Annotated in this window: 17 protein-coding genes; 6 read left to right on the top strand and 11 right to left on the bottom strand. The window is 34.2% G+C overall.

Features of this window, described 5'->3' with window-relative positions; translation table 11 throughout:
* Nucleotides 1–186: 186 nt before the first annotated feature.
* From ACFIK7_RS08910 to ACFIK7_RS08900, 3 genes are all read right to left on the bottom strand, one after another.
* Nucleotides 187–546 (bottom strand): hypothetical protein, encoded by a 360-nt coding sequence (locus ACFIK7_RS08910; protein WP_375631298.1) that lies wholly within the window; start codon nt 544–546, stop codon nt 187–189.
* A 415-nt stretch (nt 547–961) separates the two neighbouring features.
* Complete coding sequence (gene hutH, locus ACFIK7_RS08905; protein ID WP_273791578.1) at nt 962–2,500, bottom strand: histidine ammonia-lyase; 1,539 nt, start codon at nt 2,498–2,500, stop codon at nt 962–964.
* Nucleotides 2,501–3,806: 1,306 nt separating this feature from the next.
* The gene (locus ACFIK7_RS08900) at nt 3,807–4,616 is read right to left on the bottom strand and encodes a class I SAM-dependent methyltransferase (RefSeq protein WP_375637446.1); all 810 of its coding nucleotides are present in this window, start codon (nt 4,614–4,616) and stop codon (nt 3,807–3,809) included.
* A 390-nt stretch (nt 4,617–5,006) separates the two neighbouring features.
* Here ACFIK7_RS08900 and ACFIK7_RS08895 point away from each other — a divergent pair, with 390 nt between their 5' ends.
* The 4 genes from ACFIK7_RS08895 to parE all read left to right on the top strand — a co-directional run bounded on the left by ACFIK7_RS08895 (nt 5,007) and on the right by parE (nt 9,522).
* Nucleotides 5,007–5,639, top strand: a complete 633-nt coding sequence (locus tag ACFIK7_RS08895) for a LemA family protein (RefSeq protein WP_273724085.1) — start codon at nt 5,007–5,009, stop codon at nt 5,637–5,639.
* Complete coding sequence (locus ACFIK7_RS08890) at nt 5,639–6,490, top strand: YgcG family protein (protein ID WP_273791580.1); 852 nt, start codon at nt 5,639–5,641, stop codon at nt 6,488–6,490. Before ACFIK7_RS08895 ends, ACFIK7_RS08890 begins: the two co-directional genes overlap by 1 nt.
* A 146-nt stretch (nt 6,491–6,636) precedes the next feature.
* Nucleotides 6,637–7,374, top strand: coding sequence for a lipoyl(octanoyl) transferase LipB (gene lipB / locus ACFIK7_RS08885; RefSeq protein ID WP_273791581.1), 738 nt, complete (start codon nt 6,637–6,639; stop codon nt 7,372–7,374).
* A gap of 81 nt (nt 7,375–7,455) precedes the next feature.
* Nucleotides 7,456–9,522 (top strand): DNA topoisomerase IV subunit B, encoded by a 2,067-nt coding sequence (parE, locus tag ACFIK7_RS08880; RefSeq protein ID WP_375654498.1) that lies wholly within the window; start codon nt 7,456–7,458, stop codon nt 9,520–9,522.
* 17 nt (nt 9,523–9,539) lie between these two features.
* On the opposite strand, the gene recJ is transcribed toward parE, so the two are convergent.
* Nucleotides 9,540–11,324: a single-stranded-DNA-specific exonuclease RecJ gene (recJ, locus tag ACFIK7_RS08875; RefSeq protein WP_375631293.1), complete on the bottom strand. Its 1,785-nt coding sequence runs from the start codon at nt 11,322–11,324 to the stop codon at nt 9,540–9,542.
* 296 nt (nt 11,325–11,620) lie between these two features.
* Between recJ and rplM the strand changes: the two genes are divergently transcribed.
* Nucleotides 11,621–12,085 (top strand): 50S ribosomal protein L13, encoded by a 465-nt coding sequence (gene rplM / locus ACFIK7_RS08870; protein ID WP_015856544.1) that lies wholly within the window; start codon nt 11,621–11,623, stop codon nt 12,083–12,085.
* Nucleotides 12,086–12,087: 2 nt separating this feature from the next.
* Nucleotides 12,088–12,573, top strand: coding sequence for a 30S ribosomal protein S9 (gene rpsI / locus ACFIK7_RS08865; RefSeq protein ID WP_015856545.1), 486 nt, complete (start codon nt 12,088–12,090; stop codon nt 12,571–12,573).
* 311 nt (nt 12,574–12,884) lie between these two features.
* On the opposite strand, the gene ACFIK7_RS08860 is transcribed toward rpsI, so the two are convergent.
* The 7 genes from ACFIK7_RS08860 to ACFIK7_RS08830 all read right to left on the bottom strand — a co-directional run bounded on the left by ACFIK7_RS08860 (nt 12,885) and on the right by ACFIK7_RS08830 (nt 22,897).
* A complete protein-coding gene (locus tag ACFIK7_RS08860) occupies nt 12,885–13,250 on the bottom strand; it encodes a response regulator (RefSeq protein WP_005773308.1) in 366 nt (121 codons plus the stop codon).
* Nucleotides 13,251–13,789: 539 nt separating this feature from the next.
* Entirely contained in the window at nt 13,790–14,149 is a 360-nt protein-coding gene (locus tag ACFIK7_RS08855; RefSeq protein ID WP_273791584.1) for a hypothetical protein, read from the bottom strand.
* Nucleotides 14,150–15,134: 985 nt separating this feature from the next.
* The gene (locus ACFIK7_RS08850) at nt 15,135–15,494 is read right to left on the bottom strand and encodes a hypothetical protein (RefSeq protein ID WP_375631292.1); all 360 of its coding nucleotides are present in this window, start codon (nt 15,492–15,494) and stop codon (nt 15,135–15,137) included.
* A gap of 3,049 nt (nt 15,495–18,543) precedes the next feature.
* Nucleotides 18,544–19,332, bottom strand: a complete 789-nt coding sequence (locus ACFIK7_RS08845) for an ABC-2 family transporter protein (RefSeq protein ID WP_273791430.1) — start codon at nt 19,330–19,332, stop codon at nt 18,544–18,546.
* Nucleotides 19,316–20,140: an ABC-2 family transporter protein gene (locus ACFIK7_RS08840; RefSeq protein WP_273791429.1), complete on the bottom strand. Its 825-nt coding sequence runs from the start codon at nt 20,138–20,140 to the stop codon at nt 19,316–19,318. The genes ACFIK7_RS08845 and ACFIK7_RS08840 overlap by 17 nt, the downstream gene beginning before the upstream one ends.
* The gene (locus ACFIK7_RS08835; protein WP_375631290.1) at nt 20,115–21,134 is read right to left on the bottom strand and encodes an ATP-binding cassette domain-containing protein; all 1,020 of its coding nucleotides are present in this window, start codon (nt 21,132–21,134) and stop codon (nt 20,115–20,117) included. The genes ACFIK7_RS08840 and ACFIK7_RS08835 overlap by 26 nt, the downstream gene beginning before the upstream one ends.
* A gap of 779 nt (nt 21,135–21,913) precedes the next feature.
* On the bottom strand, nt 21,914–22,897 hold the full coding sequence (locus ACFIK7_RS08830) for an RluA family pseudouridine synthase (protein ID WP_375637442.1): 984 nt from the start codon (nt 22,895–22,897) through the stop codon (nt 21,914–21,916).
* Nucleotides 22,898–23,007 lie beyond the last annotated feature (110 nt).

Below are 23,007 nucleotides of genomic sequence, written 5' to 3'. Positions count from 1 at the left end.
TTTTTACAGAGAAAATTAATCTTAATGTAATCTAAACTTTTAGGCTTCTATTTCCGTGCGCGGAAATAGAAGCCTAAAACTTCATAACAAACGCATTAACTATGCGTACAATTAATTTTTTGTTACTTTAAGAAAACTCTCTTTGAGCTCACAAAGCAAACTTTTTACGCCAATTGAATAGCTCAATCAATGATAATACGAATCTCGCAAGCCTTCAAAAGTATGAGAAATTGTATTTACAACCCATCTTTTAAGGACTCCAACTGTCTTAAAGATAAACTTTCCAATGGAAAAAAAATATGCGCTAAAAATAGAATCTTTGACTGTTGGCCTAATGATAGCATTCTCCTTATCTTCGGGATTTTGCCCTGAGATAGCAATAAAATCTTTGTTTTTCGCTAAAATCAGAGGCTCCTTCTCTTGGTCCACTATTGTAATGAAAACTTCCTCTGGAAAGCCACCTCTCCTACAATTTGCATGAATCTCAAGAATTTGAGAGAAAAAAATAACTGTTATTGATACACATAATCTAGCACTTTTAAACATTTCTTTCTCCTTTTTTATTTAAAATATCAAAAATGAAATATAAAATTCATAAAGTATTAACAAATAAGAAGAATCTACAATAAATTTTTTATTTTTACTTAATATAATACATATATTATAATTTGTACTTATAAAAATATAATATTACAACATATAATTTGTGAATATTATTTAACTTAGATTAAAATTTCTGATAGAAATAAGAAAGTATAGGTACTTTAAATTTATAGTTTCTATAAAATTATGATGCTAAATCAGATCCCTATAAAATAATAAAATATCTAGTTGACTATAAATAACATATATATACATAATTCATTAAATAATTCAAATATAGTATTGATCTTCTATATTTTCATATGAGGAAGTTTCAAAATTCAATATCCGCCCTTCATCATTGTCCTTAAAACAAATATTATTGAAAACTTAATGAAGGAAAAATTGTTTCTGGTAAAACAGATAATAAGTGCCCTTCACGCACAAGTATATGTGCTTGATGAAGATCTGGAGCCAGATAGCGATCTTCCTTAAGAGAAGCAACATTTTTGCGTAAACATTCCATAACAGATTGCAAAAAAGTACTTGTTTTTAAAGGTGCACGATATTCAATTCCTTGTGCTGCAACAAGCGTTTCAATGCCAATAAGTGTAAAAAGATTTTCGCTCATTACCAATAACCGACGAGCTCCATGACAAGCCATTGAAACATGATCTTCTTGATTGGCTGAAGTTGGGGTTGAATCAACGGAAGCAGGATGGGCCATTTGCTTATTTTCAGACATTAAAGCTGCCGCTGTTACTTCAGCAATCATAAAACCTGAATTAAGACCCGCATTATGCGCTAAAAAAGCTGGAAGTCCATAAGAAACTGCTGGATCAACCATAAGAGCAATACGCCGTTGAGAAATAGATCCTATTTCACATAAAGCAAGAGCAATCTGATCAGCAGCAAACGCTACAGGTTCAGCATGAAAATTCCCACCTGATACAACTTCACCATTCCTTAAAATCAATGGATTATCTGTAACAGCATTTGCTTCAATAATCAGTGTTTTTGCTGCTGCCAGCAAAATATCAAAACATGCCCCCATGACCTGTGGCTGGCAACGTATACAATAAGGATCTTGTACACGCTCATCACCCCGTAAATGTGCTGCACGAATTTCTGAATCCTCTACAAGCTTTTCTAATGTTTTCGATACGGCAATCTGCCCATAATGTCCTCGTAAAATATGAATATCAGGATGAAATGGCGCCGTTGATCCCATGATGGCATCTGTCGTCAAGGCCCCTGCCAACAATCCACCACACAATGCCCGATAACCTCGAAAAAGACCGGCAAGTGCAAGGGCTGTTGATGTTTGAGTCCCATTAATAAGAGCTAGACCTTCCTTTGCCTCTAAAATAATAGGGGACAATCCCGCTTTCTCTAATGCAACAGCTCCACTCATACGAATATTTTGAAAAAATGCTTCCCCTTCTCCCATCATAACAGCCGCCATGTGAGCAAGTGGAGCTAGATCACCTGAAGCACCAACAGACCCTTTTTCAGGGATGACAGGAATGACGCCCTTTGCAAGCATATTTTCCAGCAAATTTACCAATTCTAGACGAACTCCTGAAGCTCCTCTTCCTAAAGAGATAAGCTTTAAGCTCATTATCAAACGCACAATATTTTCAGCTAAAGGTTCTCCTACCCCACAACAATGGGACAAAATAAGATTTCTCTGTAAAACAGTAACATCGTCCGCATCAATTTTAATGGAAGCCAACTTCCCAAAACCAGTATTAATACCGTACACAGGCTCACTTCCAGCAGCAATTTCAGCAATGCGCAGTGCCCCTTTCTCGATAGCTAAATGCGTGTCATTATGAAGTTTACTCACTTCACCATTAAAATAAATAGCCGCAAGTTCACTAAGCGTCACCTCGCTCGGTTTCAGTATAATAGTCATAATTTACTTTCTTTTTTAATCAAAGTATAATGTCTAGCATTATTGATGCTTCTATAAAACAAAAAAACTATAACGACTCTTTAAAGCGAGAATACTTTTTTAAAGGTATTCCTTACAATGGAGTCATTATCCAAAAGTAGAATAGTTGACGATAAATGAAATATTGACAAGCATAACCAAGGTTATAGATTTTAAAAATAGATAACCCATTAATTTATAATTATAATCTAGCATGATTCATATTAAATGAGAGAGCGGAATATCTTAAGACTCTCTCATTCCAAATCTGTGTATGTTGAATCAATCAACACCATTCGCTTGCACGTCATAAGCGAAATTGGCGTATAGATAAAACTGTAAAAAAAAAGGACTACTCCTCTTATGAGCCGTGTCAAGAGCTGTCGCAACATTGGGAGATGACAAAGTGTGTGATAGTGCAGGCTTATTCTTTTATGACGCGTAAAGATGAAGAACTCAATGGATTTATCATTAAGCTATTCCTACTAAACTTACAAAAATCTTAGACAGACAGCTGTCACAATCTATCATGATTGCAAAAATTAAACTCTATAGAAAATTAAAAAACTTATTCAACACATCACAACAGAGAAGAAATTGAGCTTTTTTGCTACTTCTAAAATTGTATTTAAAGCGCCAGATTTAAACCTAAAAAGCACATCTTCAATAAAACCACACAAGACTCGCCCTAACCCGTTATTTAAAATAAAAATAAAAGAAGTTTTCTTATATCAAAAAATTTAATTAACATATTGTTTTTATATTATATCTTTAAAAAAGAGAAATGCTCCATATAACATATTTATATTTTACTTTTTTGTTATATTGAATCTGAATTTAGAGATAATTTCAAAATGAGTTGTTTTTTAAAGGTGCTTCCAAGCCATTACCTTTTTTACTACAAATTTCTGATTATGATAATTTTTATACTTTTTCAGTTGTTTTTGTCAAAATTTATTAAAAACACTCTCATTTAATAATAAAAAAAATCATAAAAACAAAGAATTATCAAATATTTCTATTCAATCTACCTCTTCTTATTTTATAAAATAATCTGTTGTTAAACTGCAGTAAAGAAAGCGCTTCAATACTATAATGCAGTGAATAAATTTTCTATTTAAACTCTCTCATATCAAGTGAACAATGAAAATCAGACGTAATAAGATGTCAACGTGAATGCTGAAGAAAAAAACCGTCCCCCTCAAAATCTGCCTTAATAAGGCGTTAATTTCCTGAATACCGCCTACTCTGATGTGCTAAAAGAGCAAAAGTAATCATCGATATCAGATTATCCCGCATACATATAGAGCTCACTTCGATACAAAAGCTCCAAATTGCCTTGCACTTCATATTTCTTTATCAATGCGACCAATTGCCGCAAATATTCTTTCCCATAGCAAGCAATAGCGCGTTGCGCTTGCGTTGAAGAGCGGCTCATTCCAATAAAAGCTTCAGATGGGATCATCATCATCCAATTATGCGTATGAAAAAAAATCTTTTCTGGATCTACCCCAAAGCCATCACTCATTTCCTGTAAAAAATCAAAATTACGATAATAACGGGAATAGTTCGGACTCATTTTTTCTAACAATGTCTCATAAGCCTCTAGAAATTCGCTATGCTTGAAATCGCGATTATTTTGAATAACCGCCATGACACCATTGACTCGAAGTTGATCTGAAACAGAACAAAGCAACTTGGGACGATCCATCCACTGAAACGCTTGCGCTGCAATGACAAGATCAACCTCGCCAATTTGAGGCAATAGGTCTTCGGCACGGCCCTGATACCACTGCACCGTAGGAAATTTTCTTCGCCCCTGCTTAATCATATCTGCCGATACATCGATAGCATGATATTGGTGCTCATTTCCTAAAAAATTAACAATTCCCTCTAATGCGATGCCTGTCCCAGCACCCACATCCACAATGGACAAATGCTTTTTGTTCTTAAAAGGATGGAGCATGGTTTTGAATAAAGTAAGGGGATAGCGAGGACGATAACGATCATAATCATTAGCCAATCCATCAAACTTTTCACTTTGCCGTTGAACACCTTCTATCACAGGATTTTCCGCCTCCTTCACAATTACTACCATACATAGTTAAAAAGCCCTTTTTGTCCAATATATTAAACATAACTTCTAAAGGAGTGAAAATAAGAACTGCCCTTACCTTCTATCTTTCCATAAGATTGATACTTACATTTTTTCCTTTTCCAATTGTGATCTGCACGTTGTGAAACACAAAAATACTACGAAAATAATATAATTTTCTGTAATAATAATTGATATAAATATTATTGAACTTTTATAAGATGACATCTATATTACCCTTATTATTTTAATATCAACGAGTCACTTAAGCGTGCCTAAAACGCATAGAGATGTCGATTTATTGATAAATATGCCTGTTTATAAAATTCAAAATACTTTCCACCAAGAAGATAAACCCTATATAATACATAAAATATCTGTGGAGACATCTTTATGTTAAATGTACAAACTTCTTCAATTTCAATGTTTAAAATATTAAAACAATTTTCAATCGTGATTTTTTTGGCATGGTTAGTGCCATTTTTAAGTGGGTGCGGATTTAATACGATACCAACAAATGAAGAAAAAGCACATGCAGCATGGAGTGAAGTGCTCAATCAATATCAACGTCGTACAGATCTCATCCCCAATCTTGTAGAAACAGTTAAAGCTTACGCAGCTCATGAACAAAGCGTTTTCACAAATGTAATTGAAGCACGTGCTAAAGCAACGCAAGTCAACATTAATGCAGATATGTTGAATAATCCAGAAGTTATGCAGCAATATCTCAAAAATCAAGCAAATTTATCAAGTGCACTTTCGCGGCTTATGGCTGTTGTTGAAAACTATCCGGATCTTAAAGCAAACCAGAACTTTCTTGCTCTTCAATCACAATTAGAAGGAACAGAAAACCGTATTTCCGTTGCGCGCCGCGATTATATTGAAACAGTACGTGCCTACAATACTGCACTCAAAACAATGCCGACGATGATTTGGGCAAAATTATGGTTTCGTGATGCTAAACCTATGCCAACTTTTACCATCGATACTGATAGCCAACAAACACCAAAGGTTAATTTTAATTAATGAAATCATTTCGATACTCTTTGCAACGTATTGTATTTCCACAATTATGGGCTTTTATCTGCTCTCTATATTTAGTTGCTGCATTGGGAAGTATCGCTTGTTCGCAAATAAAATTTCCTCATTTAACAGGTTATGTTAATGATGTGGCTCATTTGCTCGATAATGCAACCAAGGAAAACTTGACAAAAAAACTGGCAGCACTCGAAGAGAAAACGGGAGATCAAATTGTTCTTGTGACACTCCCTACTCTTTCGGGCAATGATATAGAAACATACAGCAATTCTCTTTTTCGTACATGGGGATTAGGCCAAAAGAAGATCAATAATGGTGTATTACTGGTCATTGCACCGAATGAACGCACAGCACGTATCGAAGTAGGATATGGTTTGGAAGGAGAGCTAACAGACGCTCTTTCCTCTGTCATTATTAATAGCTTCATGATTCCTAATTTTCGCGAAGGAAATTATCAAAAAGGAATTGCTGAAGCAGTTGATGCAATTATCAAAGTTATTACAGAAAGTAATTCTGATTTTACTTTTCGTATCAAAGAAAAAGCTAAAATCGTTGAAGAACAACGTAAACAAGCTGAAAAAGAAGAAATGGTAATCAATGCAATTATGTTTTTAGCCTTTTTTATAATGTTTGGTCTTCCTATTCTTGCAATGATTTTTGGTAAAAAAGTGGGTCCACAAAAGTATCTCTGGCTGGGGATCATCTTCACACCTTGGTTTCTTAACTTAAGTGCCGGTGGCAGATATCCTGGTGGAAGGTTCGGTGGTCCTCGAGGTGGAGGGGGCTTTAGGGGTGGTGGTGGATCATCAGGTGGGGGCGGTGCAACAGGAAGATGGTAAAAGGAACGTGGATTTTTAAGCGTAGCAAATCTTCTTAAGATAAAATTTATGAACGTATTCTCTTTTATTCAACAATTCTATACCTTACTCTGTAATCACTTTTATTGATTACAATATAAACTCAAACATCAAGATAAATATTACCAATGACATTTGAATTGAAACATACGGATCGTAATCACTTATCACATCATTTTAATGCAATTCTAGGAAATCCACCCGTTGAATGGAAGATAAGTGATCATCTAGTTGAGTATCCTGAAGCTCTGCGTTATATGCAAGAACGTGTAGAAAAAATTCTTGCAAAAACCGCGCATGAACAAGTTTGGCTTCTTGAACACCCTTCCCTTTATACAGCGGGGACGAGTGCAAATAAAAAAGATCTTTTGGCGCCTAATTTATTCCCTGTTTATGAAGCAGGACGTGGAGGTGAATTTACATATCACGGTCCAGGACAGCGTATTGCTTATATCATGCTTGATCTTAAACGCCGAAAACAAGACATTCGTGCTTTCATTAGTGCATTAGAAGAATGGATCATACAGATGCTTGCAAACTTTAATATTAAAGGCGAACGCAGAGAAGATCGCGTTGGTGTCTGGATTAAACAATCTCATTGCCCATCAAAACAAAATGATCTTTCTTCCGAAGATAAAATTGCAGCTATTGGCATTCGAGTGCGAAAATGGATAAGTTTTCATGGAGTTTCTATCAATGTTAATCCTAATTTAGCCCATTATTCAGGAATTGTTCCTTGTGGAATTACAAACCACGGTGTAACGAGCTTTCTTGATCTAGGTTGCCCTGTAGCAATGCATGATATTGATATCGCTCTCAAACACGCTTTTGAACAAATTTTTGGTCCAACAATTGATGTTTTCTAAGTGCATTGATTTTTAAATAAAAAACAGGCATAAAATTATTTTAATAAATATTTTATTTTATGAGGTAGATAGTTAAACGCTATGAGCGATAACAAAAAGGATCTTTTTAGTGTTTTAAATAAAGCCCAATCTCGGGTAAATACAAAAGAAAACACTCTGCAGCCTCCAATGAAATCAAAAGCGATGATTTCAAGAAAAAGTGCAAAAGATACGCAAGAAGATGACTATAATGCCCTCTCTATTCGAGTTCTTGAGGGTTTAGAGCCCGTGCGTTTACGCCCTGGAATGTATATTGGTGGAACAGACAGTAAAGCGCTTCATCATTTATTTGCCGAAATTATTGATAACGCGATGGATGAAGCTGTTGCGGGTTATGCAGATTCTATTGAGGTCTCATTAGATAGGAACGGTTATATAACCGTTACAGATAATGGACGCGGTATTCCTGTCGAAAATCATCCTCAAATGCCTGAGAAATCTACTCTTGAAGTTATTATGACACAACTCCACTCCGGGGGAAAATTTGATGGAAAGGCTTATCAAACTGCAGGTGGACTTCATGGAGTAGGAATTTCTGTCGTCAATGCTCTTTCTGATGATATGGAAGTTGAAGTTGCACGAGAACGAAAACTGTACCGCCAACGTTTCTCACGCGGTATTCCTCAATCTGGATTGGAAGATCTGGGAGATGTTTATAATCGTCGTGGTACGCGCGTTCGTTTTCATCCTGATCATGAAATTTTTGGTGAAAAAGCAGCTTTTGATCCAGAAAAAATCTATAAGATGACATGCTCCAAAGCCTATCTTTTTGGTGGCGTAAAAATTCGCTGGACTTGTGATCCCGTCATACTTGAAGGCGTAAAAAATATTCCTGAAAAAGCTGTTTTTCATTTTCCCAATGGACTTAAAGACTATTTACTTGCGTCACTAAAAGATGAATATCGAGTAACGTCAGAAATTTTTTCTGGCAAAACACAACACAATAATGGCCATGGCTCCGTTGAATGGGCTATCGCTTGGCATGGTGGTGATTCTTGTGTGCAATCTTACTGCAATACGATTCCTACAGGAGAAGGCGGAACACATGAAATAGGATTACGTCAAGCTCTTTTGCGTGGATTGAAATCCTACGCTGAGTTAATAGGAAACAAGCGCGCAGCGATTATTACGTCTGACGATATTATGATTTCAACAGCCGCAATACTTTCAGTCTTTATCAGTAACCCTGAATTTGTTGGACAAACAAAAGATCGATTAGCAACCATTGAAGCACAGCGTATCGTTGAGAATGCAATCCGCGATCCTTTTGATCATTGGTTAGCAAATTCCCCGCAAGAAGCAACAAAACTTCTCGATTGGGTTATTGAACGTGCTGAAGAACGTGTTAGACGACGCCAAGATAGAGAAATAAGTCGAAAAACTGCTGTCCGCAAATTACGTCTGCCCGGTAAACTTGCAGATTGTAGCCAGAACCATGCTGTGGGTGCTGAACTATTCATTGTTGAAGGGGATTCTGCAGGAGGATCTGCTAAACAAGCAAGAAATAGAGCAAACCAAGCAATTTTACCTCTTCGTGGTAAAATCTTAAATGTCGCCAGTGCTGCACATGAAAAAATGAACTCAAGCCAAACAATTAGCGATCTTATCCTTGCTCTTGGATGTGGAACACGCTCCAAGTATCGTGAAAAAGATCTCAGATATGAACGTATTATCATCATGACAGATGCTGATGTTGATGGTGCTCATATTGCGTCACTGCTCATTACCTTCTTCTTTCAAGAAATGCCTGACCTTATTCATCAGGGACATTTATATCTCGCCGTCCCTCCCCTTTATAGAATATCGCAAGGAGGAAAAGTTGCTTATGCTCGTGACGACATTCATAAGGATGAATTGCTCAAAACTGAATTTACTGGAAAAGCTAAAATAGAAATCGGGCGTTTTAAAGGGCTGGGTGAAATGCGCGCAGAACAACTTAAAGAAACGACTATGCATCCTCAAAAACGTACATTGCTTCGTGTTTCTATTGATGCCGTGGAAATGCAAGAAACGAAAAAGACTGTAGAAAGTCTCATGGGAACAAAACCAGAAGCACGATTTCGTTTCATACAAGAAAATTCTACGTTTGCTTCTAATCTAGACATCTAATGTAAAAAATATCCCTTTCAAACCACTGCGGCTGCGTCAATCACGCGCAGCTGCGGATTGATCGTTCCATTCCAATAATTCAAACTAAGATGACCAGCTAAATGAATCATTTCACCAATATTTTCAAAAAGAAAATCACCAAGCGATGTCCCTACAGCACGAAAAGCTATTCCTTGCAGTTTTTTTCCTTCAACATTAGATACAATGAGGCGAAGATGTCCTTTACCAACTTCAGATAGATTCACCAGTCGATGAGAGGGAAGAACAAAAACAGGTGTTGCATTCCCTGCCCCAAATGGCCCTGCTTTTTCAAGCAATTCAAACAGCGCTTCATTAACACCAGAAGCAGAAAGAGAACCATCTATACTAAGAGATTTTTTTGCACGCAACTGTGAAACCATTAAAGAAACTTTTTCTTCTAGCCATTTTCGAAAAATTTCAATTTTTGTTGATTGAATTGTAATTCCTGCTGCCATACTATGTCCCCCTCCTTTTTCTAATAAATTTAATGTAACAGCTTCACGAACGAGTGCTCCTAAATCTATACCATTAATTGAGCGTCCCGACCCTACGCCATTTCCATCTTCTTTCAAAGCAATAGCAAAAACAGGACAAAAAAAACGCTCTTTGAGACGGGAAGCAAGAATACCAATAATTCCCGGATGCCATTCTTTATGTGAAATTACAAGCGATAATGGTATTTCTTGATCTTGATAAAGAGAAGTAATGTAAGATTCCGCTTGTGCTAATTGAATGTTCTCCATTTCTTGGCGTTCTTGATTAAGCCGATCTAATTGTTCTGCTATTCTGTCCGCTTCATCTTTATTCTCACAGCTAAGCAAACGTGCTCCCAAAGCTTGATCACCAATGCGCCCTCCTGCATTAATTCTAGGACCTAACAAAAAACCTAAGTGAAAACTATTAAGCGGCTCCCCTATTCGTGCAACCTTTGTTAAAGCTGTTATTCCTAGATTATGCATAGAACGAGCAACTTGAAGCCCTTTTATCACAAAAGCACGGTTAACCCCCTGTAATGGAACGACATCACATATGGTTGCCAATGCAACAAGATCAAGCATACTTAAAAGATCAGGCAGCTGCCCTTGGAATTGTTTTTTCCGCAGCAAATGATGAACCCAAGCTAACGTAACAAAAACAACGCCAGCTGCACATAAATGCCCCTGTTTAGAAAAATCATCAGGGCGATTAGGATTGACAAGAGCAACGGCTTCTTGATGAATCTCTGACATTTGATGATGATCTAAAATCACAACATCAGCACCAGCAAGCCTCGCTGCTTTTACGGCATCAGGACTGTTTGCGCCACAATCAACAGTGATAATTAACCGAGCGCCTTCTTGCACAAGCATCCTCATTGCTTGTTCATTAGGACCATAGCCTTCAACAATACGATCAGGAATATAAATTTTGACTTCAATACCAAAATAACGAAAAAAACGCGCTATGAGTGCCGATGAACAAGCACCATCAACATCATAATCACCAAAAACAGCAACCTGTTCTTGATTGAGAAGAGCCTTAACAATACGCTCTGCAGCGCATTGCATATCCCTAAAACTTTCTGGATCAGGCATAAGCGTACGTAATGTTGGATTAATAAAAGCAACAGCCTCAGCTTCATCCACATCTCTTGCTGAAAGTACTCGAGCTAACTGATCTGGAAAGCCAAATTTTTGAGAAATAGCGCGCGCATTATTTATCCCTTGAACATCAAGGGCATCTAACCAAGCTTGACCACAAGCAGAAGATTCAACATTGAGAAAATAACGAGACCACTGCATTATTTCTTATTTTATAATGAAGAACAATAAAATACAATCATGCGTTAAAGATAAAATAGTTTTTTGCAACATTCATTTTAAGTTTAAATGGTCTACAAACTTCTTTTAATGGGGTATTATAATACCTTTCTCATAACATGTTGTTTTATAAAGTTTTTATTTTCTCTTGACGTCAATCAAAAGACATTATATCAGAGCAAGTAGTATGCGTTAAATATTTCGCTATGGTAACAATTTTCAACGCAAAACAGTAAAAATTCCCTTATATTAAAAGGGTTCTAATAAAGGATACTTCTATGGCAACTTTTTCACAAAAGCCAACTGAAGTGGTGAAAAAATGGGTTATTATTGACGCAGAAAACCTTGTTTTGGGTCGTCTTGCCACATTTGTTGCTAACCGCTTACGTGGCAAACATAAAGCTACATTTACTCCACATGTTGATGATGGTGACAACGTTATTGTCATTAATGCAGATAAAATAGCTCTCACTGGCAAAAAATATACGGATAAAAAATATTATTGGCATACCGGCTATATTGGTGGAATCAAACAACGTACAGCACGTCAACTTCTTGAGGGACGTTTTCCCGAACGTGTTATTGAAAAAGCAGTAGAGCGCATGATTCCTCGAGGGCCTCTTGGTCGCCGTCAATTGAAGAATCTACGTGTTTACGCTGGAAGCCAACATCCACATGAAGCACAACAGCCTGAATCTCTTGACGTTGGTGCTTTAAACCGCAAAAACAAAAGGATTGCTTGATTATGGCTGAAATTAATTCTCTTTCTGAGCTTAGCATAGTAACAAGTATTACAGAAACACATGAAAATGTTGTTCCTGTCCACGTGCAAAAGCTTGATTCACAAGGACGTGCTTATGCAACAGGAAAGCGTAAAGACGCTGTTGCACGCGTATGGATTAAACCAGGTTCTGGAAAAATCACAATCAACAATAAGGAATTTGACAAATATTTCGCTCGTCCTGTTCTTAGAATGATTCTTCGTCAACCAATTGTTGCAACAAATAGGGATACCCAGTTTGATATTATTGCAACCGTTGCAGGCGGTGGTCTTTCCGGACAAGCCGGTGCAGTGCGCCATGGCATTTCCAAAGCTTTAACCTATTATGAACCAGAACTTCGCTCAATCTTGAAAAAAGGTGGTTTTCTTACCCGTGATAGCCGCGTTGTTGAACGTAAAAAATACGGTAAAGCAAAAGCACGTCGTTCTTTCCAATTCTCAAAGCGTTAATTTCAATTTTTGTACAATGCATAAAGCCTCGGACAAAACCGAGGCTTTTTCCCCTACTAAAACAGACTTTTAGATGAATGTAGGAACAAATCTATACCGATTAGAAAAAACAAAAATGCAAAACAACCTCCTCTCTTAAGATAAAAGGCAAGAAAATAAACCGAAAAATCTCGAAACTTCAGTTTCAATTTTTAAAATCTGTTTTACTAACTTGAATATATCCACGTGCTAAAGCAGAAAAATATTTGCACGAAAACTTTAGCAATTTTATAAGCTTTTCAATATTTTTTTCTATCATCACTTAACAAGCTTTAGTCCACAAAATGTTTTACCATTGTGATAAAATGAGGAACAGAAATAGGCTTTGACATATATTCTTCACATCCACTGGCACGAATTCGCTCCTCATCGCCTTTCATAGCAAAAGCTGTTACAGCAACAACAGGGATTGATCGAAGTTCTTCATCTTCTTTTAATTGTTTAATAACATCTATTCCAGAGACCTCTGGCAACTGGATATCCACAAGGATAAGAGATGGCATTGATGAACGCGCCAAATCTAATGCCATAAGACCATTACGCGTTTCAACAGTTTCATAACCACTCGCTTCTACAAGATCACGGAATAACTTCATATTAAGCTCATTATCTTCCACGATCATGACTTTTTTTGACATTCGTATAACTCCACCCTTCTCAAATAAAATAGAGAAATAGAAATGAATCCACATTCTCTTTGCTTAAGATAAAATGATAAAATGAATTGTAAACCACAAAGAGATTAAAAGATTCCAATAAAAGCATTTTTTACAAATATTTGTAAGACGCATCGCTATACTTATTCAGTTCATCAGTATAAAATCCACAATAACCATAAGTATTGTATTACCCTATATTTTTGAGTGAATACGCACCGTTTATGAATATCTCAATTCCAGCATATGCATTTTCATCATAGAAAAAATATCAAATACAAACTTAGCTCAAATGCGTATTTTGAAGAGAAAAAATTTAATTAACTTTAAAAAGCAGCTGATTATTTAAATTTAATGTCCCCTATACTGCCATCCCCCAACAATATCTTAATGATATTAAAGGATAAATTTACCATATTATTAAAAGTAAAAAATAAATAAACCGTGATTAAACATCACGGTTTATTTAATATAAAATATTCAACAACAGAATAATTCAAAGTTCATCAAGGAATTATCTTTTAATTCAAAGCCCATGCACTATAAGCAAAAGCATCGAATGCTCTTCCACCTGTCTCTCTGTTAGGACTCGGCGGTTTTCTAGTAAAGAAATATACAAGATATGCGATTAAACCAAAAATCGCTGCCTCCATCCCCATTAAACCCGCGACTTTTTGGACATTTTTCTCAGCCCCTTGTCCTCCAAACTGGCTAATAATCATATCAACAGCTTTAATAACTCTATTTTCCTGTGTCATTACAGAAATGAAACCAGCATTTTGAAATCTATCATTTAAAGAATCAGCATTGGCTCCTAAAACCTGTGAAAAGAAAATAGCTACTGCAACAAAACATACTATACAATGCTTGAATATTTTCATCATAAACACCTATTACAATATTTAATAAAATAAATTTTCTTTACCGCCCCCTCTAAATAGAAAACATTACATCATCTATCGATAAAGTATATTTATCTTCTAATAACAAAAAATATAATACAAAATTTAATTAACAGTTTTATTTTAATTGTTAATTTTATATTATATTACATTTACAATATATCCGTTACATGTTTATTTTAATATTGTCAATTATTTTATTCGTGTTTTAATAATGTATAATTTAATGGCAAAAATGTATTAAAATAAAATTATTTTATTGTTTTTATTATAATTTTATCTTTATTATCATAAATATTATTAGATATTATAACATAAAAATATCAATATATTGTTTTTTAGTTACACGTAATGTTTTTTATTTTTTGTATAATATAGTAAGATAAATATTTTTAAAATTTACAAAAAACAAAAAAATATTTTATTGAAATATTCTGTTAAAATAATTTTTTCTTAGTATAGATTGAGAAGAAATAGTTTTCCCAGCAAAAATTAGCGTAAGTATCAACTTAGCTCTTTGATTGAAAAAGCTAAATTAAGTAAGATAAGGGATAACTTTGGTGAACGCGCCAAATCTAATGCCATAAGGCCATTACACATTTCAAAGATTTCACAGCCATTCGTTTCTACAAGAACGTGGAATAATTTTAATAAAGTTCATTGTCTTTCAAGATTCTAACTTTCTAACATTAATATAATTCTACGACTTAGAGAAATAGAAATAAATACACATTCTTTCTAACCAAGATAAAATGATTAAAAATTTTAAACCTCAAAAAGACTATATTATGTACAATAAAGTATTTCTGTAATAATATTAAAAAAAGAGTACAGCCTAAAAACTTAAAGCTTAATGGGCATATTAATAAATATAAAAATAGCTAAACCGTGATTAGAAATCACGGTTTATTAATTATAAAAGATTCAAAAACAGAATAATTTAAAATTCATCAAATCAACATTTTTAATTAAGAGCCCATGCACTTCGAGTAAAAGCAGTGAATGCTTTTTCACCTGCGCTTTTTCTAGGATCCGGTGGCTTTCTAGTAAAGAAATATACAAGAAATGCGATTAAACCAAAAATCGCTGGCTCCATTCCTATCAAACCAGCCACCTTTTGGACATCTTTTTCTCTGCTTTGTTCTGAAAATTGACTAATAATCTCCTTAACAGATTTAATAACTCTATTCTCTTGTTTCATTACAGAAATAAAATCAGCGTTTTGAGATCTACCATTTAAAGAATCGGCATTAGCTCCTAAAACTTGTGAAAAGAAAATAGCGACTGCAACAACACATGATATACAATGCTTAAATATTCTCATTATAATAACCTATTACAATATTTAATAAAACCTTACTCTCTAAACAGAAAACATCACATCATCTACCGATGATTCATATTTTCCTACTGAGAAGAGAATGATAATATAACACAAAAATAATTATCATTTTGTATTATATTTTCATTCTTTCCATATTTAATTTGTTTTGTCAATTATTCTATTTTTGTTTTAAGCTGACTGATTAGATGATAAAATTTTATTACAATAATATGATTATATTATTGTTTAAATTGTATTTTTTCTTCAAAACTATTGATTTTCTTAATCACAACATTTTTAAATCACAACATAAAAAATATTACTAAATTGTCTTTTTTTATTACACATAATGGATTTTTTATATTGCTAGCATACAGTAAGCTAATTTTTTTTCTTATTGTATGTTGAGAGGAAATAGCTAACCGAGTAAAAATTTAGCGTAAACAAAAATTTCGCTCTTTGATTAGAAAAGCTAAACGAGATAAGATAAGAGATAATATTGATGAAACCGCCAACTTTAATCCATAAAGCCATTAAACATTTCAACGATTTTACGACAATTCGTTTCTACAGAATCGCAGAATAACTTCAGTTTAAGCTCATTATCTTCCACGATCATTACTTTTTGATATTAATAGTGCTCCACGCATTCAAAATAAAATAGAGAAATAGATAATGAATACAAATTCTCTCTCTAACCAAGGTTAAAAAGATAAAAAATGTAAACTATAAAGAAACAAAATAATACCTAATAAAAGCATTTTTGCAAATATTTGTAATGCTCAGCATTATGTTTTTAAGTTTATAAAAATGAACTCCACAATAATCGTAAAATTATATTATTCTATATTTTTGAATCGATATGTAAAATTCATAGTTATCTAATGAATACCAATAAACTCACAAGTATTTTCATTGTAGCAAAGCTATCAATCACAAAAATTAACTCAAATACACATTTTGAAGAGAAAAAACTTACGTAACTTTGATATGCATAGATTTTTTTATCTGTAAGCAATCGGTAGTTTATATACCCAATTAAAAATTTATTCTTGTGATCTTATATTGTCTCAAACGCTTTTGTTATACATCAATACGAGCGATGCAATAACAAATCAAAATAGAACTTACTTATGTAATTTTAAACAAAACTTTAAAATGGACCACACATGTTGTTAATGCATTGTTAAATGCAAAAACAATCACAAAACTGTGAAAATAAAAAACTCATTATAAATGCTAATAACTTAACAGAATTTATTTTTTTGCTTTATATAATTTTTCAAAAAATTTGGTAAGAAAATATGAGTGATACGCGAAAAAGTTCTCAATCTTTTCAATCTCTATATCAAAAATCACATTATTTTCATCACTGATAATCAAAAACATATGATCGTTATCAGTTATTTTACAACATCAAATTAAAGCATTATTTTTGTTTATTGAAAAAGAAGCTGTCTGGATTTCTCTTTATTTTTTTGGCCAAATCTAAAAACATAACTTTATTAATAACATATCTCATAATCTCTATAGAAAGATACTTAAATAAAGAATACTATAAAAAATAAAATGAATATTATTGATGATTTTTTATAATATCAGTTTTAATATGCGCTTTAAAAGCATAATATAATTTAAATAAATTTATTAATAATATTAATAGTATTTAAAGTATCTATAACACTTAAAATTTCTGAACTAAAATATATAGACTTATAAATAATATACCATTAAAAGATATTCTAACAATATTTCTTAGACATATTTTTCATTAACATATCTACAAAATTATTATGATTTTAGAGATATATTGCTGATATTCTATAAATTACCGTACACAATTATAAAAATGATGCACAACTCTAAAGGCCCCCCTCCTAGAGCACCATTTATAGTGCTGCCTACTGCCTTCTCTTAGTATAGCTCCCTCCACAGCAGCAGCTACGATTAATAGAAACTATACCATCTATTTTCTATTGCAACTGCACCCGCTATACTTACGATTCCTCCAAGCACAGCACCTCCAACTGTCCCAACAGGCGCCACTATCATTGCTCCTGTTTGTCCTGTAGATTTTATTGTATCCCAATAATAACCCGAAGGACGGCATGAATTACCTGAAGCACGTGATGAGCTTGAACTCTCCTTTTTCTTTTATAGAAAAACGCATCATATCGATACAATTAAATTTGATTATTACGCGTTTTAGACAATTGTCAAACCTAATTTTAAATTAAAATAAAATAAAAACACCGTACAAAAAAAATAATATTCGCAAATACTATTAAAATATAACACATTAATTTTTCTTTTTCTTAACAAAATCATAACTTAAAATGAGTTATGCATAAGAAAAATTAAGAGCCTTCTCTTGATTTACTTGCACAACAAAGAAATATATTTATTACGTTATTGAAATTAATCTTATTGCTATCGTTTTACAGCTACTTGACTTGGTGAATACTTTTATTTTTCAAGCAATTATTGATGGAATTTTGCCTACTCAGCATGCTGAAAGTCTCTATGTGATTGTTGTCTTGATAATTGCTATCATGTTGTTTAGCACAACTCTTAGCTTTCTATCGGGCAACTTAAAAGCTTTATTCTATCAATTTTCTTATTGTTTAAGCAAAAAACTCATCCACGTAATAATATATTGAATGCACCAACAAAATCCGCACGAATAACCACATTCTACGCATATAAAAATTACCCACTTTGACAATTTTTTAGCACTATAACCGAAAAAGAACACATCTGGCTCGTATTATGAATGATACTAAATTGTATGCCATCTTACCATTGGCTTTTGTCATCAAGCTGCCATCTAAAATCGAACAGTTTAAACCTCTGATTTCTATTTCACGCTCCTTGCCAGTAACTGTGGGAATGCGGCCTATATTATTGTTCAATCTTATCTAACAATAAAAAAATCCTCATGTGAAAATTCTACATGCCTTATATCGCCAGAATAAATAACGATAATTTATGGTACAATAGAATTATTCACTCAATTTTTTTTATTTTTATAATCATGCTGACTTTCATTTCATCCCCCTAATCCATTAAATTTACGCATTGTTTTCTTATAACTTATGAAAGTCATGACCATGGAAAGAAAAGCGCTCAACAGAAGATATCCAATATTCCATTCGCCTTTACCAAGCAACAATGACACAGGCAAGGAAGCAGAAAAAGCCATGGGAAGCATAAACAAAAGCCATTTTACGATGCTTAAAGGATAAATTCCTATTGGCACAAATGAAAGCTCGTAAATCATTTCATGAAAATATTCGACAGGCATCTTACGGCTAATAATAAATGTTACAAAATTAAACATCATGAAAAAACAAATATTGACAATAAAAACACAAAATATTGCAACAATAAAAGAGATCCATCTTAGCTTAAGATCGGATATATTCGGTAATGATACAAATAAATAGGCACTAACATAAAGAACAAAGAGCTTGATCAGATTAAGAGGTTTACACCAACCAAACAACATCAACAACCAGATTGAAACGGGCTTTATCAAGTATGGTTCAATTTTACCATCCGCTACTTTTTCAAAAAACGTTTCAATAGAATTAGTAAAAATATTCAAAAATATTCCAAGTAAAACAAAGACAACAAAGATAAAATGGATTTCATCTCTGCTATAGTTACCGATCTTTCCTGAAAAAGAAGATATTCTATCAATAAATATGAATTGAATAAAATAATAGCATAGAGAAAGAATAAACTCCCCAGCCAAATTCTTACCATAAACAATCTGTCGGCGGATATTCAAACTGATAAAATGAAGGATTATTTTCATCTCAACCACCCGCTCCATTATATGCTTTCATCCCTTTATTCCAAGCAATATAAATTAAGAATAAAAAACACAAAATATAAGTAAAACTTCCGAAAATAAACTGCTGAAACAACGCTAAATTTTGCGTCGCGAAAAACTCGGCAGGAGCTGATATCATGAAACGATAAGGATTAAATTGCATAAGCGGAATAAGCCACACCGGCCAAAAAGATGGTGGTAAAAGAACACCCCCAAGAAGCGTTGAACTGAGAATACTGAAAGAGAGTAATATATTGTACTCAATCACCCAAAAGCTTAATAAGGCAATTCCAAAAGAGAGTAAAAAACAAAGCAATTGTGATAGAATAACAACCAGAAAAAAGAACAGAAAAGCGATGACCAATCCCAGAATATTTTCATAGGATAAAACAAGCTTAACAACAAAAAGAGCCAATAACGGGATGCTATATAATACACTCTCCCCTAAAAAAGTAAAAAGCATTTGTGTCATATAACTAAAGGGCTTTGTAATATATACTTCTAATTGACCTTCTTTAACATGATGAGAGAAAAACTTAATCACATTATAACCATTATTTAAGCGACCTAGGACTAAAGCAAAAGCATAATAATACATCATATCATAAAAGCTAAAGCCATTGATGGTGTTGCCCGTATCAGAGAAAAGTGCATTCCATAATAGAAGTTGAATAACAAATGGCGAAAGTGTCCCAATGATAATATCGGTAAAAAACATTGCTCTATCACTTAGAACAGTGAGTAATCCATTCTTGGCAAAAAGAAACATACCAAAGCAGTGGTTAGATAAATTCTTTAAATTTAACACGGAGCATCTCTTCAAGCGAGGGAGTGGATACAGAGAACGTACAGTTCAATTCGGTTGTAATTTCGCGTACAAAACGCGCAAAATCCTCACGGGGCAGCGAAACCTCCAGCGAGCATTCTTCAGCGTTAAAGTGCTTATCTTTTAAAGGAGTAGATAATTTCAACGCAATCTCATCAATTTTTTCTACAACAGCTGAAGGTGCAGCCATGTGTTCACAAAAAAGTGTCATTCTCACCAAAGAAGGAATGACATTTTTAAGCGCATGAAGATTACCATGAAACTGTTTCTTTCCTTTATGCAAAAGAATAATATCATCGACGTATCCATCAATATCTCCCATATCATGACTTGTAATGATATACCCAGTGCCACGCTCCTTTTTCAGTTTTTTAAGAAGCTCCCTGATTTCATGCTTAGATGTAATATCAAGACCAATACTTGGCTCATCGAGAAACAACAGTTTAGGTCTAAAGGAGAGATTAAATGCCAATTCACTTTTCACTCTCTCACCCAGACTAAGCATCCGCACTGGCTTATCCATAATATGCTCAAGACCCAGCAACTCAGCGATCTCTTTAAGATCACGGGTAAAAGAGGCGCATTCAAGACCATATAATGGTTGAACCATATCCAGACTGTAGCGTAAGGGCAAATCCCACCATAAACAATTCTTGTGACCAAAGACCACACCCAAAGACTTGAACAGATTTTTCTTCGCTTTATAAGGATCAACACCAAGGACTTTAACACATCCCTCATCAGCGTATTGTATACCAGAAAGTATTTTAATCAGTGTCGATTTACCCGCTCCGTTAGGGCCAAGAATTGCTAACGATTGCCCTGAAAAGAGGGTGAAACTCATATCTTTTAACACATGATGATTTGTATAAACCGGCTTGAAGAGAGAAAACACCTTGTTTTTAAAACCAATTCCTCTGTCAATGTTGCGATATATTTTTGAGACGTTATTAACGTCAATCAATAATGATCCCATCAGTCACTCCTAATTTCAATTTATCCCCCTTTTGAATGTTCCCATAATAAATATCTGTTTTGTTCACTAGAAAAAACAAAAGTGTTCAAGCCCTCCCTAGAGCAATAAAACGCGTCTGACGTTTTATCTCCAATTTTTTGTCTAGATATTTTTTCAATGTGATGAGTTCACTTCAATGAAGCATTAAGATACTAAAAACTTATTTCTTCTTTTATGAAAGATAGTCTTCTGGATAAACTAAGTAAGTAGAAAAAATTGCTCATTGAAAGGAGAACTTTGCTAAGAAGGCTTCATTGTGTAAGTAAAGATACAAAGCATAAATCTATACTATAAGCATATCAAACCACATTTATAACAGAACAAACTTCCTTGACAACAGGATTTTTTTGAGAGTCTACTTTTCCTCAGCATTACTATAAAACGCCTCCATTATTCCCCATAAAAAAACTAAAATCGCTTTCTCTATTTTAGTAAATATCTTTCAGATTTTATCTAACTCATCTCCCTCAACAGACACGCCTTCCCAATATGACCTCTATAGATAATTCAAAGGAGCAGCTTCATAAACTCAGATTATTAAACGATACACCATATCCAAAAAATAACAATACAATCAATATGGATAAAGAGCTGTAGAAAGAAAGCCATGATATTCGAAAATTTCATCACTCAAAAACATAATTTTCTCATAGCGATTGACTTATCAAAAACTTCCTTCAAATGATGCCCTATTCATCTTATCAAATTTATATCAATCAAAAAGAACAAATGAAGTTTCTTTACTCTGTTTCAGCATCACTCTCATTAAAAGACAAAAGATTAAAACTTTGAACCATATGAGGTGGTAAAGGTGCAACAATGTCCAATATTCCTCCTGAAGGATGAGGAATACGAATACGACGTGCATGAAGATGAAGACGATTTTGAATTCCTCCTGGTAATGTCCAATTACTATCAGAAAAAAAATACTTTGTATCGCCAATGATAGGATGATCCATATGGGCAGCATGCACACGAAGCTGATGTGTTCTCCCTGTATAGGGTTCCATTTCAAGCCACGAAAGAGCCCGCCCTCGTGTATCTAAAACGCGATAGTAGGAAACCGCATGATGTGAATCTGGCTCCCCATGTTCACAAACACGCATTTTGTCACCTTGTGCAGTCATTTCCTTAACCATCCACGTTGAAATTTTGTCCTGCTTTTTTTTAGGCACGCCACGAACCAACGCCCAATAAGTCTTTTTTGTTTCTCGCGCTCTAAAAGCAGCTGTTAAGGACTGAGCAGCTCCCCTTGATCGTGCAACAATAAGCACCCCCGACGTCTCACGATCAAGACGATGAACCAAACGCGGCTTTTCACCTTTTTTATTGCGCCATACCTCAAGCATACTATCCATATGACGTGTTAAACCAGAGCCTCCTTGTACAGCCAACCCAGCGGGTTTATTAAAAACAAATACCTTTGGATCTTCATAAAGCAGCATTTTTTTCAAAACGGTCCCATCATCCTGCCCACGAAGTGTTTTATCGGTTATTGAAAGACTTTCCTTGTCATTAATAGGGAGAGGTGGAATACGAACAGCTTGCCCTATACAAAGACGCGTATCGGCTTTAACACGTCCACTATCAACCCGTATCTGACCAGAACGCAACAATTTTTGCAAAGCTCCAAAACCAAGTCCTGGATAATGCACTTTAAACCAGCGATCTAAGCGCATTCCATTTTCATCTGCCTCAACTTTTTTTATTTCTATGCCTGCCATGAAAATTCCCTTACCTGATAATTTTATTGATCTATTTTTGCGCCTTTATAAACACAAAAATTCATATTTTAGTTGGTTTTATCACACCATATTACAGTTAGTATCCAAAA

It is taken from the genome of Bartonella sp. CL266QHHD, from assembly GCF_042195355.1.
Taxonomy (GTDB): domain Bacteria; phylum Pseudomonadota; class Alphaproteobacteria; order Rhizobiales; family Rhizobiaceae; genus Bartonella.
The sequence above is the reverse complement of the archived record's forward strand: the minus strand, read 5'-3'. Positions and strand labels throughout refer to the sequence as shown.

Coding starts and splice junctions, on each gene's coding strand:
- ACFIK7_RS08895 (WP_273724085.1), top strand. CDS start 5,007: ATGTTAAATGTACAAACTTCTTCAATTTCAATGTTTAAAATATTAAAA.
- ACFIK7_RS08845 (WP_273791430.1), bottom strand. CDS start 19,332: ATGGAGCGGGTGGTTGAGATGAAAATAATCCTTCATTTTATCAGTTTG.
- parE (WP_375654498.1), top strand. CDS start 7,456: ATGAGCGATAACAAAAAGGATCTTTTTAGTGTTTTAAATAAAGCCCAA.
- ACFIK7_RS08890 (WP_273791580.1), top strand. CDS start 5,639: ATGAAATCATTTCGATACTCTTTGCAACGTATTGTATTTCCACAATTA.
- lipB (WP_273791581.1), top strand. CDS start 6,637: ATGACATTTGAATTGAAACATACGGATCGTAATCACTTATCACATCAT.
- hutH (WP_273791578.1), bottom strand. CDS start 2,500: ATGACTATTATACTGAAACCGAGCGAGGTGACGCTTAGTGAACTTGCG.
- ACFIK7_RS08910 (WP_375631298.1), bottom strand. CDS start 546: ATGTTTAAAAGTGCTAGATTATGTGTATCAATAACAGTTATTTTTTTC.
- rpsI (WP_015856545.1), top strand. CDS start 12,088: ATGGCTGAAATTAATTCTCTTTCTGAGCTTAGCATAGTAACAAGTATT.
- recJ (WP_375631293.1), bottom strand. CDS start 11,324: ATGCAGTGGTCTCGTTATTTTCTCAATGTTGAATCTTCTGCTTGTGGT.
- ACFIK7_RS08900 (WP_375637446.1), bottom strand. CDS start 4,616: ATGGTAGTAATTGTGAAGGAGGCGGAAAATCCTGTGATAGAAGGTGTT.
- ACFIK7_RS08835 (WP_375631290.1), bottom strand. CDS start 21,134: ATGGGATCATTATTGATTGACGTTAATAACGTCTCAAAAATATATCGC.
- rplM (WP_015856544.1), top strand. CDS start 11,621: ATGGCAACTTTTTCACAAAAGCCAACTGAAGTGGTGAAAAAATGGGTT.
- ACFIK7_RS08860 (WP_005773308.1), bottom strand. CDS start 13,250: ATGTCAAAAAAAGTCATGATCGTGGAAGATAATGAGCTTAATATGAAG.
- ACFIK7_RS08830 (WP_375637442.1), bottom strand. CDS start 22,897: ATGGCAGGCATAGAAATAAAAAAAGTTGAGGCAGATGAAAATGGAATG.
- ACFIK7_RS08850 (WP_375631292.1), bottom strand. CDS start 15,494: ATGAGAATATTTAAGCATTGTATATCATGTGTTGTTGCAGTCGCTATT.
- ACFIK7_RS08855 (WP_273791584.1), bottom strand. CDS start 14,149: ATGAAAATATTCAAGCATTGTATAGTATGTTTTGTTGCAGTAGCTATT.